The organism is Micromonospora humida (genome assembly GCF_016901255.1).
In the GTDB taxonomy this organism is placed as follows: domain Bacteria; phylum Actinomycetota; class Actinomycetes; order Mycobacteriales; family Micromonosporaceae; genus Micromonospora; species Micromonospora wenchangensis.
On sequence record NZ_JAFEUC010000017.1, the window covers coordinates 21,856 to 33,287 of the forward strand.

General features: G+C 75.1%; 13 protein-coding genes. 5 read left to right on the plus strand and 8 right to left on the minus strand.

Translation table 11 applies throughout. The features are described 5' to 3' along the window. Positions 1-10 precede the first annotated feature (10 nt). Together JQX11_RS27890 and JQX11_RS27895 are read right to left on the minus strand one after the other, a co-directional pair. A complete protein-coding gene (locus tag JQX11_RS27890) occupies positions 11-1,423 on the minus strand; it encodes an NADP-dependent succinic semialdehyde dehydrogenase (RefSeq protein WP_204927912.1) in 1,413 nt (470 codons plus the stop codon). Between the two features lie 12 nt (positions 1,424-1,435). Continuing rightward, positions 1,436-1,699: a DUF6343 family protein gene (locus JQX11_RS27895; RefSeq protein ID WP_204927913.1), complete on the minus strand. Its 264-nt coding sequence runs from the start codon at positions 1,697-1,699 to the stop codon at positions 1,436-1,438. A gap of 253 nt (positions 1,700-1,952) precedes the next feature. Between JQX11_RS27895 and JQX11_RS27900 the strand changes: the two genes are divergently transcribed. Beyond that, positions 1,953-2,807, plus strand: coding sequence for a GDSL-type esterase/lipase family protein (locus tag JQX11_RS27900; protein ID WP_204927914.1), 855 nt, complete (start codon positions 1,953-1,955; stop codon positions 2,805-2,807). Between the two features lie 94 nt (positions 2,808-2,901). Here JQX11_RS27900 and JQX11_RS27905 read toward each other — a convergent pair whose 3' ends face one another. From JQX11_RS27905 to JQX11_RS27915, 3 genes are all read right to left on the minus strand, one after another. Then, positions 2,902-3,624, minus strand: a complete 723-nt coding sequence (locus JQX11_RS27905) for an EcsC family protein (protein WP_372444647.1) — start codon at positions 3,622-3,624, stop codon at positions 2,902-2,904. 163 nt (positions 3,625-3,787) lie between these two features. Then, entirely contained in the window at positions 3,788-3,937 is a 150-nt protein-coding gene (locus JQX11_RS27910) for a hypothetical protein (RefSeq protein ID WP_168222413.1), read from the minus strand. Positions 3,938-4,080: 143 nt separating this feature from the next. Continuing rightward, positions 4,081-4,965, minus strand: coding sequence for a peptidase M23 (locus tag JQX11_RS27915; RefSeq protein ID WP_204927915.1), 885 nt, complete (start codon positions 4,963-4,965; stop codon positions 4,081-4,083). 418 nt (positions 4,966-5,383) lie between these two features. Here JQX11_RS27915 and JQX11_RS27920 point away from each other — a divergent pair, with 418 nt between their 5' ends. From JQX11_RS27920 to JQX11_RS27930, 3 genes are all read left to right on the plus strand, one after another. After that, on the plus strand, positions 5,384-6,304 hold the full coding sequence (locus JQX11_RS27920) for a proteasome assembly chaperone family protein (protein WP_088646244.1): 921 nt from the start codon (positions 5,384-5,386) through the stop codon (positions 6,302-6,304). 123 nt (positions 6,305-6,427) lie between these two features. After that, the gene (locus tag JQX11_RS27925; protein WP_204927916.1) at positions 6,428-7,240 is read left to right on the plus strand and encodes an exodeoxyribonuclease III; all 813 of its coding nucleotides are present in this window, start codon (positions 6,428-6,430) and stop codon (positions 7,238-7,240) included. A 59-nt stretch (positions 7,241-7,299) separates the two neighbouring features. After that, complete coding sequence (locus JQX11_RS27930; RefSeq protein WP_088646246.1) at positions 7,300-7,620, plus strand: antibiotic biosynthesis monooxygenase family protein; 321 nt, start codon at positions 7,300-7,302, stop codon at positions 7,618-7,620. 16 nt (positions 7,621-7,636) lie between these two features. Here JQX11_RS27930 and JQX11_RS27935 read toward each other — a convergent pair whose 3' ends face one another. The 3 genes from JQX11_RS27935 to JQX11_RS27945 form a co-directional block, all read right to left on the minus strand. Further along, entirely contained in the window at positions 7,637-8,914 is a 1,278-nt protein-coding gene (locus tag JQX11_RS27935) for a lanthionine synthetase LanC family protein (protein ID WP_204927917.1), read from the minus strand. A gap of 55 nt (positions 8,915-8,969) precedes the next feature. Continuing rightward, positions 8,970-9,692, minus strand: a complete 723-nt coding sequence (locus tag JQX11_RS27940; RefSeq protein WP_204927918.1) for a class F sortase — start codon at positions 9,690-9,692, stop codon at positions 8,970-8,972. A 224-nt stretch (positions 9,693-9,916) separates the two neighbouring features. Continuing rightward, positions 9,917-10,516, minus strand: coding sequence for a hypothetical protein (locus JQX11_RS27945; protein WP_307826384.1), 600 nt, complete (start codon positions 10,514-10,516; stop codon positions 9,917-9,919). A gap of 221 nt (positions 10,517-10,737) precedes the next feature. Here JQX11_RS27945 and trmB point away from each other — a divergent pair, with 221 nt between their 5' ends. Then, positions 10,738-11,367, plus strand: a complete 630-nt coding sequence (gene trmB / locus JQX11_RS27950) for a tRNA (guanosine(46)-N7)-methyltransferase TrmB (RefSeq protein WP_232378753.1) — start codon at positions 10,738-10,740, stop codon at positions 11,365-11,367. Positions 11,368-11,432: the final 65 nt, after the last annotated feature.

Consider the following 11,432-nt stretch of genomic DNA (forward strand, 5'->3'; position numbering starts at 1 on the left):
CGGCGCGGGGTCACTCGGCGTGCGCGCCGGCGCCGGCGGTGGCCGCGCCCTCCCCCACCCAGACGGTCTTGGTGTTGCAGAACTCCCGCATCCCCAGCGCCGACAGCTCCCGGCCGTAGCCGGAGTTCTTCACCCCACCGAAGGGCAGCTCCGGGTACGAGGTGGTCATGCCGTTGACGAACACGTTGCCGGCGTCCAGGTCGGTGGCGAACCGCTCCTGCTCGGCCGGGTCGGTGGTCCAGGCGTTCGCGCCCAACCCGAACGGCGTGCCGTTGGCCACCGCGACCGCCTCGTCGTACGACGACACCCGGTAGAGCCCGGCGACCGGTCCGAAGACCTCCTCGGCCCACATCCGCATCTGCGGGTTCAGGTCGGTGACCACGGTCGGCGGGTAGAACCAGCCGTCGCCGGTCGGCTTCTCGCCCCCGCAGAGCACCGTCGCGCCGTGCGCCACCGCGTCGCGCACCTGGGCGTGGATCTCGTCCCGGCCGCTCTCGCTGGCCAGCGGGCCGACGTCGGTGTCGGCGTCCATCGGGTCGCCGACCCGCAGCGCGGCCATGTTCGCGGCGAACTTCCCGGCGAACGCGTCGAAGACGTCGGTGTGCACGATGAACCGCTTGGCGGCGATGCAGGACTGCCCGTTGTTCTGGCAGCGGGCGGTGGTGGCCACCTCGGCGGCCCGGTCCAGGTCGGCCGAGGGCATCACCACGAACGGGTCGCTGCCGCCCAGCTCCAGCACCGTCTTCTTCAGTTCCCGTCCGGCGATCTGGGCGATCGAGCGGCCCGCGCCCTCGCTGCCGGTCAGCGTCGCCGCCCGCACCCGGGGGTCGCTGAGCACCCGGTCGACCGCGTCCGAGCCGACCAGCAGGGTGGTGAACGCCCCCTCGGGGAAACCGGCCCGGCGGAAAACATCCTCCAGGTAGAGGGCGGTCTGCGGCACGTTGGACGCGTGCTTGAGCAGGCCGGTGTTCCCGGCCATCAGGGCTGGCGCGGCGAACCGCATCACCTGCCAGAGCGGGAAGTTCCACGGCATCACCGCGAGCACCGCCCCGATCGGCTGGTAGCGGACGAAGGCCCGCTTCGCCTTCACCGCGGTGGCGTCGGCGGGCTCGTCGGCGAGCATCCGCTCCGCGTTCACGGCGTAGAACCGGCAGGCGGTGGCGCACTTGGTGACCTCGGCCTGCGCCGCGGCGTAGGTCTTGCCCATCTCGGTGGTCATCAGCCGGGCGGTGTCGTCGCGTTCGGCGTCGAGCAGGTCCGCGGCGGCGTTCATCCACTGCGCCCGCTGGGCGACGGTGGTCCGGTGCAGGTCCCGGAACGCCAGGTCGGCCCGGTCGATGGCGGCGTCGATCTGCTCGCTCGACATCGGCTCGTAGGACTTGAGCACCTGACCGGTGGCGGGGTTGGTGGTGGCGATGGGCATCTCGTACTCCTGTCACTCGAAGAGTGAGTGCCGCGCGCCCGGCTGCTCACGGCGGCGGGCGGCGCGGCGGCGCTGGATGACGACCAGGTCGACCACCGCCACGACGGCGAACAGCGCGCACAGCACACCCAGCCAGGCCAGCCCGGCCCCGAACGCTCCGACCGCGAGGACGGTCATGGTGACCAGGCCGAACAGGGCCAACGCCAGGCGCAGGTTCAACGCGCTGTACGCGTGGCCGACCGTGCCACGGGCGCGCCGGGGCTGCGATCTCGTCATCGTCTCGGCCTACCCCGGTACGGACGCCGCTAACCGGTCCCGACGCCCGGACCACCCCACGTCGGCGCTGCCCACCGGGCCGGTGCCGGGCGGGCGGCCTGCCCGGAGAGCCCCGCTCCGACCTGTTCTTACCAGATTCATGTTTCGAGCTGTTGAATCTGCCCGGAAGTCGACACGAGCGGGCCGCCGCACCCGGTGCGGCCCGTAGAGTGACCGGGCTGTCGCTCTGCGCCGTCTGACCGGGGGAAGACGCATGCCTCGACGCTGGGTCGCCGCCGTGGCCTGCCTGTTGGCGCTGACCGCGCTCGCCTGCGAGGAGGGTGGCGGGGCCTCCCCGCGCCCGACGAAGAGCGGATCGACTCCGACCGGGCTGCCCGGCACGATGGCCGCCCTCGGCGACTCGATCACCACCGGGTTCGGTTCCTGCCTGGTGCTCACCTCGTGCCAGCGCAACTCCTGGTCCACCGGGGACGGCATCCGGGTGGAGAGCCACTACCGGCGGCTGCTCGACGCCGACGCGCCGATCCGCAACCGGGCCCGCAACCACGCCGTACCGGGGGCCCGCGCCGAGGCCCTCGCCGGGCAGGCCGGTGCCGCCGTCAAGGACAAGGCCGACTACGTCACCGTGCTGATCGGCGCGAACGACGCCTGCCGCGACGACATCGACGCGATGACCGCGACCGCCACCTTCCGCAGCCAGGTCGACCGGGCGCTGCGGGTGCTGCGCGAGGGCCGCCCGAAGGCCCGGGTGCTGGTGGCCAGCATCCCCGACCTCAACCGGCTCTGGGAGGTCGGGCACACCGAGTCCCGGGCGGTGCGGATCTGGAAGACCGGGATCTGCCCGGCGCTGCTGGCCAACCCCACCTCGGACGCCAAGGCCGACCGGGACCGCCGGGCCCGCTTCGCCGAGCGGATCGACGCATACAACAGCCAGCTCAAGGCGGCCTGCCGGGCGTACGGGTCGCGGTGCCGCTACGACGGCGGCGCGGTGCACCGGGTGCGGTTCAGCCTGGACGAGGTCAACGGGTTGGACTGGTTCCACCCCAACGTCGCCGGGCAGAACCGGCTCGCCGACGCGACGTTCTCGGCGGCCGGCTGGCGACTCTGAGTCACCCTGGCACCGGCCCGCTCGTGGCCGGGCGTCGCGTCGTGCGCGGGCCGCGCCCGGCGGTGGACCGGGCACGGCGTGGCACCACGCCCGGTCAGGGGCGGCGCGGGTGGGGCAGCCCGCCCCGGTGCTCCCGGTAGAGCGCCTGGGCGCGCTCGGCGAGATCCTTCGTGGCCGACGAGTTGGCCCAGGTGCCGAGGATGATCGCGGCACCGGGGACGACCTTGGCGAAGACCCGCTTGGCCGCCCGCACCCCGGCCATCCGGGCCAGCCGGACGCCGAGTTGCAGCATCACCCGCCCGAGCGGGTTCTGGGCGGCGTGACCGAACAACGCGCCGGCCCGTTCCCGACCGGCCGCGACACCGAGCGCCAACCGGGCCGCCTCGGCCGCCTTGTGCACCTTCTGCAGGACGAGCAGGTCGGTGGCCCGGTCAGGGTGCACCGGGTCCGCGCCGTACGCGGCGGCGACGTGCAGCACCAGCCGGGCCTGGGTCCAGGCCAGCACGCCGACGTCGATGACCGCACCGGGCAGCCCCGCCGCACCCGAGACCGCTCCGGAGAGGCGGGCCCGGTTGACGAAACGCCGGATGGCCTGCTCGGCCAACTGGTCGGCGGTGGCGTCGGGGCGCTCGGCCCGGGCCCGGGCGACCCACTGCGCCGCCTCCGGGCCGAGCCGGCGGACCGCCTCCAGGGCCAGGTGTTCGGGGGCGTACTGCGGGTCGTCCCGCATCCGGTCCCAGAGCCGGGCCGGCGGCGCTTCCGGGGCGTCGCCCGGATCACCGGCCGGCACCGCCGGGACCGGAGCCGACGCCCCCACCGTCGCCGGGACCGTGGCGGTCGGCGATACGCCGGCCGGTGTCGCGGGGACGGCCGGGCCGGCGGTGTCCGCCGGTACCGGCGGCGTGGGGACGGTCGGTTCGTCGTCGGCGGGGACGGCGTCGGTCACGGATACTCCCGGGGTGGAATCGGTTCGCGGACGGTCAGCGGCGACGGCCCGACAGCTTGCCGGCCGCCTGCTTGAGCCGTGCCTGGTTCTCCGGCTTGGCCAGCTCGCGCCGACCCCGGTCGACCAACTGCTGACCCTTGGGGGAGCGCAGGAAGGCGCTGATCCGCTGCATCAGTGCTGACATATCGTCCTCCGATCGGGTGTCCTGCGTCATGTGTACCCGATCCGAGCAACCGCCAACCGTCCACTGTGTCCGGTCGAGGGTAGCCATCCGCCGACGCCGACGCGAACCGGCCCGCCCGGTACCGGGCGGGCCGGGCCGGCGGCTCAGACCAGGATGGCGGCGACCACCTCGGTGGCCCGCCACTCGTGCTGGGCGTAGAGGTCCGGGTAGGCGGAGATCTGCACGGCCTGCGCGGCGACGGTGAGCGGGAGGTCCGCCCAGCCGGGGATCTCCAGCAGCGCGGTGAGGAACGCCCGGGTGGCGAACGCCGGGTCCATCAGCTGGCCGACCTCGCCCCAGCCGCTGCTCGGGCGCTGCTGGAACAGCCCGACCGAGTCGTGGTCCCAGCCGATCGCCTGGTGCGGGTAGTTCTGCGACTCGGGCAGCACCCCGCTTGCGTAGTTGTAGAGGTTGCTCTCCTGCATCGCGGTGGCCACCGCGATGACCAGGGCCCGGCGCGGGACGCCCATCGCCCGGCCGGCCTTGACGATCTCCTTGGCGTTGTCCATCTGGGCCTGGTCGAGGCCGGCCACCGGGACGATCCGCTTCGGCCGGGGCTTCGGCTTCGGCCGGGGCTTGGGCCTGGTGGTCCTGGTCGCGCTCGGGGTCGGGCTCGGGGTGGCGGCGGTCGGGCTGGTGGCGGCCGGACTGCTGGGCACGACCGTGACCGGGGTACGGACCTCGGCGCGGGAGGCGGCCTGCTGCTGGGCGCGCTCGGCGAGGGCGGCCTCGGTGCCGAGCCGGTCGTCGGCCCGTTCGTCCGGCAGTGCCTGGACGCCCGCGACGGCGGTGAGGCCGAGGCAGCAGAGCACCCCGGCGGCGAGGAGCGCCGGCCGGCGGCGGCGGAGGTTAACGAGCCCGCCGAGGCGGGTACGGAGGGAGCGGGGTTCACGGAGAACGCCGACCTGAACGGACGAGGGGGTGTCGTCCGAACGGCCAGTCATGCCCTGAGGGGCGCCCTGGTCGTCGATGGTGTCGTCGTCACGCATCCGCCGAGGCTAGACATGCCCTTTCCCGGCCACCCACCAGCAGGAAGTGGCCCTCGCCACACTTTCCGGCGGGCCGCCGGGACGCCCACCCCGGACGCGGGACCGGGGCGACAGACCACCCGCAACGGGCATTACGGTCAGCTACCGTGCCCGCCGTCGTCGGAGTGGGTCGACCACCCAGACCACCGCGGCCGGCCGCATGATCCACCATGTCCCCCTTTCGGATGACACGCCGGAACCATCCGACCGGGTCGCTCCGGCCCGTCCGGCGAATTGGTGGCTTCCTCCGGGTTTGATAGCCGGATCGGTCACGACGCGCCCAGTGATGGAATGGATGACGCCGACGGGTACGTTCCCCGAACCGGGTGCCGTCCGTGCGCGGCCACCCGTAGGCGCATTTCCTCAGGAGGTCCGACCGGTGCTCGACCCACACGAGCTGTACCAGCTCACCGACGATCTGCCCGACCTCGGCCAGCCGGTGCTGATCCAGGCGCTCACCGGCTTCGTCGACGCCGGCAACGCCACCCGGCTGGCCCGCGAGCAGCTCCTCACCTCACTGGACGCCCGGACGATCGCCACCTTCGACGTCGACCAGCTCTTCGACTACCGGTCCCGCCGGCCGGTGATGACCTTCGTCGAGGACCACTGGGAGGACTACGACGCCCCCGAGCTCGCCCTGCACCTGCTGCGCGACGACGACGAGACGCCCTTCCTGCTGCTCACCGGCCCGGAGCCGGACCTGCAGTGGGAACGGTTCGTGGCGGCGGTCGGCGCGGTGGCCGCCCGGCTCGACGTCCGGCTCACCGTCGGACTCAACTCCATCCCGATGGCCGTCCCGCACACCCGACCCACCGGAGTCACCGCGCACGCCACCCGCCGCGAGCTGATCGCCGGTTACGAACCGTGGTTGCAGCGGGTGCAGGTCCCGGGCAGCGTCGGCCACCTGCTGGAATACCGGCTCGGCGAGGCCGGCCGGGACGCCCTCGGGTTCTCCGCGCACGTGCCGCACTACGTCGCCCAGACGGAGTACCCGGCCGCCGCCGAGGTGCTGCTCGCCTCGGTGTCCCGCAGCACCGGGCTGCTGCTGCCCAACGAGAGCCTCCGCTCCGCCGCCGAGGTGGTCCGGGTGGAGATCGACCGGCAGGTCGCCCAGACCGACGAGGCCGCCGCGCTGGTCACGGCCCTGGAGGAGCAGTACGACGCGTTCGCCCGGGGTCGGGGGGAGAAGAACCTGCTCGCCGCCGAGACCGGCCCGCTGCCCACCGCCGACGAGCTGGGTGCCGAGCTGGAGCGTTTCCTCGCCGAGCAGACCCGACCCGGCGAGACCCCGGGCGCCTGACCCCGCCGGCCGGGTGGCGGCGACCCGACCGGGAGGCCGCCGCCCGCAGCCACCGGTGCGCCGGGGCCGGTCCGACGGCGGGCCGGCCCGGCGGGGTGGGCCGCGATGCGGCAGGCTGGGCACATGCGCCTGGCGACCTGGAACGTGAACTCGGTGAAGGCCCGCCTGCCCCGCCTGCTCGACTGGCTGGCCGGCACCGCCCCCGACGTGGTCTGCCTCCAGGAGACCAAGTGCCCCGACGGGGCCTTCCCCGCCGCCGAGGTCGGCGAGCTGGGCTACGAGGTGGCCAGCCACAGCGACGGCCGGTGGAACGGGGTGGCCATCCTGTCCCGCGTCGGCCTGACCGACGTCGCCGTCGGGTTCCCCGACGAGCCGGGCTTCCCCCTACCCGAGGCCCGCGCCATCGCCGCCACCTGCGCCGGGGTCCGGATCTGGTCGGTGTACGTGCCGAACGGCCGCGCCACCGACGACCCGCACTACACGTACAAGCTGGCCTGGCTGGCGGCGCTGCGGGACGCGGTGACGCCGGCGGTGGCCGCCGGTGGACCCGTCGCCGTCTGCGGGGACTTCAACGTCGCCCCGACCGACGCCGACGTCTGGGACCCGGCGCTCTTCGTCACCTCGACCCACGTCACCCCCGCCGAGCGGGCCGCCCTGGCCGCCCTGCGCGACCTCGGCCTCAGCGACGTGGTGCCCACCCCGATGAAGGGCCCGCACCCGTACACCTACTGGGACTACCGGGCCGGCATGTTCCACCAGAACAAGGGCATGCGGATCGACCTGGTGTACGCCTCCGCGCCGCTGGCCCGCGCGGTCCGCTCCGCGTACGTCGACCGGGAGGCCCGCAAGGGCAAGGGCCCCTCCGACCACGCCCCGGTCGTGGTCGACGCCGACCTGCCCGGCGCGGAGCCGACCGGCCCGACCGGGCAGCGGTAGCGCGCCACACCCCGGCTCACCGCCCGACCGGACCGGCCGCGCGGGGCTAGGGTGGGCAGATGGCAGTCGTGAAGATCAACGCGATCGACGTCCCGCCCGGTGCCGGCGAGGAGCTGGAGAAGCGGTTCGCCGCCCGGGCCGGCGCGGTGGAGAACTCCCCCGGTTTCCTCGGCTTCGAGCTGCTGCGGCCGGTGGCCGGCGAGAGCCGCTACTTCGTGTACACCCGGTGGGAGACCGAGGAGGCGTACCAGGCGTGGGCGGCCGGGCCGTCGCGGGCCGCGCACGCCGGTGGTGGGGGCGGCGAGCAGCAGCGGCCGGTGGCCTCCGGCGCGACGCTGCTGGAGTTCGAGGTGGTCCAGCAGGTGACCGGCAAGGGCTGACCGCTACCCCGGGCGGTCAGAGCCAGGGCAGGACGGGCGTGGTGGTGGGGGCGGCGAGCCGGGCGAGCCAGCCGGCGATCCCGGCGGCGCCCTGCATGAAACCGGGCTCCGGCGGCAGCTCCGCCGGGGTCCGGGTGTGCTCGGTGTTGGACCAGGCGACACCCGTCGGGGTGGTCACGGTCCGGGCGAGCACGTCCTCGGCGAGCCGGTGCGCCCAGGCGAGCAGGGCGGGGTCGGCGGTGGCCCGGTAGCGGTCGAGCAGCAACTGCCCGACGCCGGCGGTGCCGCAGCACCGGGCGAGGTTGTCCCAGAAACCCGGGTACCGCCGCTGCGGCAGGCCGCTGTCACGCAGCGCCCCGAGGCACCCGTCGACGGCCCGCTGCCAGCGGGGCTGCGGGTCGACGGTGTCGAGCAGGGTGAACAGCCGCACCGTGCCGGTCGGGCCGTGGCACCAGCCGAAGTTGACCGCCGGGCGGTCCGGGCGGGGCGGGACCAGCAGCGGCAGCGCCCAGCCGTCCGGGTGGTCACCCATCGCCAGCAGTCCGTCGGCGGCGCGGACGGCGGTGTCGAGCAGGTCGTCGCGGCGCAGGGTGACACCGGCGACGGCGAGTGCGTAGGCGACCCCGGCGGTGCCGTGGGAGAAGCCCGGCATCAGCCGCTCGTCGCCGGCCCGCATCCGCCAGTGCGGACCGTCCGGGTGTTCCTCGGCGAGCCCCACCAGTCCGTCGGCGAGGACGTGCGCCGCCTGCGCCACCACCGGACCCGTGTCGTCGGCGTCGAGGAGGGCCAGCAGGATGCCCGCGTCGCCGGAGATGACGTCGGAGCACCGGTCCGGGTCCACCGGGCGGTCCCGCAGCCGTTCGGCGACGCGTGCCGTCACCGACGCGGCGGCGTCGAGGGCGACCGGGTCGGCGGCGGCCCGACCCCAGGCGCGCAGTGCGACGGCGGCCCCGGCCCAACCGCCGAACACCCCGTCGTCGGGCAGCGTCGCGGCGTCCGGCTCGTGCCGGGCGAGGTGTACCAACCGGTCCCGGGCACCGGCCGCGACCCGGTCGAGAGCCGACCCGGCTCCGCTGCCCGCCCCGGTGCCGGGGCGGGCGTCCCCGGTGGGCACCCCACCCGCCGGGGAGGCTACGGCGGCGGTGGCCTCGGCGCAGCCGAGCAGCACCCCGGCGGTGCCGGCGTACAGGTCGTCGAAGGGTTCGCCCGCCTCCCGCCAGCACGGGCCGCCGTCGGCGGGCACCGCCACCGACTCGATCCAGGTGAAAGCCTGCCGCACCACGTCCGCCGTCACCGCGCGATCCTGCCATCCGCCGCCGTGCGGTGTCGCCGCAGTATCGTCCCGGCGGTCAGGGTGACCGGGTCGCCGCCAGCGAGGCGAACGCGATGACGTTGTCGGCGTATCCGGTGCGTCCGCCGATCCACTGGCCGCCGCAGGTGATCAGCCGCAGGGCGGGTGCGCCGTCGCGGCCGTAGACCCGGTCGGCGGGCAGGGCCGACTTGTCGAAGAACTCCACCGAGTCGACCCGGAACACCACCACCCGCCGGTCGTCCCGGGTCACCTCGATCGTGTCGCCCGGGTTGAGTTTGCGCAGGTCGTAGAAGACCGAGGGGCCGTCCTTCGAGTCGACGTGGCCGACGATGATCGCCCGGCCGGGCTCGCCGGGGGTCGGGCCCCGGTCGTACCAGCCGGCCTCGTCGTGCCGGTCGAGCGGCGGTACGTCGATCGACCCGTCCCGGGCCTGACCGACCGGGGCGACCTGGGCGTTCACCTTGATCGCGGGCACGGCGAGCCGTACCGGGCGGCTGGCCGGCAGGCTGCCCGGCGCGGGGCTCTGCCGGGCACCGGCGGCCGGGTGTTGCGACGGGGTGCCCGTCCAGTCCAGGGGCCCGACCGAACGCCCCAGCCCGGCGCCGGTAGCGAAGATCCCGAGCAGCACCAGCGCCACGGCCAGCGGCACCGACCAGGGCCCGCGCGTCGAGGACCGCCCACCGACCGGGGCGGCCGGGGCCGGGCCGGCAGCCGTCGGGCCGCCGGTGGACGGGACCGGAGCACGGAACGGGGGCGACATCGGATCGTCGGGCGGCCGGGTCGGAGCGCCGCGCTGCGCAGCCGCGGCGGGCGGCGGCGGACCGGGCACCGGGCCGGCCGGCGGGGGAATCAGACCGACCCACCGGGGGCGGGGACCGGGGCCGCCGGAGGGGGAACGGTGCGCCCGCGTGCCACCGGGTGGCGGGCTGCCGGGGGGCGGGAGCGGGCCGTTACGCGGACCCGGGGAGGCGGGCGGCGGCACGGTCACTGCCCGGCGACGCCACGCGGCCGGCGGGCCGCCACGATACCGACGACGGCCCCGGCGATGGTCAACGCCAGCCCGCCGGGCACGAGCAGCCCGCCGGGTATCCCGTCGCCGCCGGCCGCGCCGCCGAAGCCGGTGTGCGGCCCGGGGCTGGGCTTGACCTTTTTGACCACCTGGAGCGCCGTCGAGGCGGTCGCCCCGTCGGGGCATTCCAGCTTGACCCGGTAGTTGCCCGGACGGACCCGCTCCCTGACCATCGGCGCGGCGGTGAGCAGGCCGTGCTGCGGCTGCACCTGGACCCGGCCGAAGGCGTCGGACACGACCGTCGCCGGGATCGAGTTGTCGTGGCAGCTCGCCCGGATGCCGACCAGGTAACCCGGCTCGACGGTCCCCGGGGTCACCTCGACGAAGAGCACTCCGGGCGGCGGCTGCGGGTCACCGCCCCCGTCGGGCGGGGGCTGACCCGGCCCGGGGGCCGCAGCGACGACCGGCGGGGCGGCCGGGACCGGGGCGGCGGAGGCCGGAGCGGTGTGCCACAGGGCGGGGACGAGGGCACCGACGGCGACCGCCAGCGCGGTGCGGTGCAGCGCGATCGACACCTCTCCCCCTTCCGGCCCCCCGGGCGGCACCGGACCCGACCCGGACGCCGACCTGCCGTACGGGATGAATCGTCTCACCCTCCGACCGACGGCACATCCGATACGGCGGAACCGTCGCGTACGCTCGGGTCGCTGTGACCTCCATCGACCAGAACCCCGCCGTCCCGGTGGCCCGGCCGGGCACCGGGACGATCCGCACCTTCCACCCCCGCCGGGGCCGGATGTCCAGCCGGCAGACCGACGCACTGGCCCGGCTGCGGCCGGCGTACGGGATCGAGATCGCCGACCTCGACGGGCCGGTCGATCCCGCCGGGTTCTTCGGTCGGGGCGCGCCGGTGGTGCTGGAGATCGGCTCGGGGATGGGTGACGCCACCGCGGCGATGGCCGCCGCCGACCCGGACCGTGACTACCTGGCGGTCGAGGTGCACACCCCGGGCATCGCCAACCTGCTCGACCTGGTGCAGCGCCACGGCCTGGGCAACGTCCGGGTCGCCGAGGGTGACGCCCTGGACCTGGTCCGGGCCATGCCGGAGCGCTGCCTGGACGCGGTGCACGTGTTCTTCCCCGACCCGTGGCCCAAGTCGCGGCACCACAAGCGGCGGATCATCCAGCCGGAGCACGTGGCGTTGCTGCGGTCCCGGCTGGCCGGCGGCGGGACGCTGCACTGCGCCACCGACTGGGCCGAGTACGCCGAGTCGATGCGCTCGACGCTGACCGCCGACCCGGAGCTGGTCGACGTGCACGGCGGGTACGCACCCCGGCCCGCCCACCGTCCGGTGACCAAGTTCGAGCGGCGGGCCCTGACCGCCGGCCGCGACGTCTTCGACCTGGTCCACCGTCGCCGCGCCTGAGCCCGCCGGATCGCCCCGGCGGTGGTGTCCGGCCACCGGCGACACCGCCACCTCGGCCCACCGGC

Bases quoted from the DNA above. Each gene is read 5' to 3' on its own strand.
- JQX11_RS27890 (WP_204927912.1), bottom strand. From the start codon at position 1,423: ATGCCCATCGCCACCACCAACCCCGCCACCGGTCAGGTGCTCAAGTCC.
- JQX11_RS27895 (WP_204927913.1), bottom strand. From the start codon at position 1,699: ATGACGAGATCGCAGCCCCGGCGCGCCCGTGGCACGGTCGGCCACGCG.
- JQX11_RS27900 (WP_204927914.1), top strand. From the start codon at position 1,953: ATGCCTCGACGCTGGGTCGCCGCCGTGGCCTGCCTGTTGGCGCTGACC.
- JQX11_RS27910 (WP_168222413.1), bottom strand. From the start codon at position 3,937: ATGTCAGCACTGATGCAGCGGATCAGCGCCTTCCTGCGCTCCCCCAAG.
- JQX11_RS27915 (WP_204927915.1), bottom strand. From the start codon at position 4,965: ATGCGTGACGACGACACCATCGACGACCAGGGCGCCCCTCAGGGCATG.
- JQX11_RS27925 (WP_204927916.1), top strand. From the start codon at position 6,428: ATGCGCCTGGCGACCTGGAACGTGAACTCGGTGAAGGCCCGCCTGCCC.
- JQX11_RS27930 (WP_088646246.1), top strand. From the start codon at position 7,300: ATGGCAGTCGTGAAGATCAACGCGATCGACGTCCCGCCCGGTGCCGGC.
- JQX11_RS27940 (WP_204927918.1), bottom strand. From the start codon at position 9,692: ATGTCGCCCCCGTTCCGTGCTCCGGTCCCGTCCACCGGCGGCCCGACG.
- trmB (WP_232378753.1), top strand. From the start codon at position 10,738: ATGTCCAGCCGGCAGACCGACGCACTGGCCCGGCTGCGGCCGGCGTAC.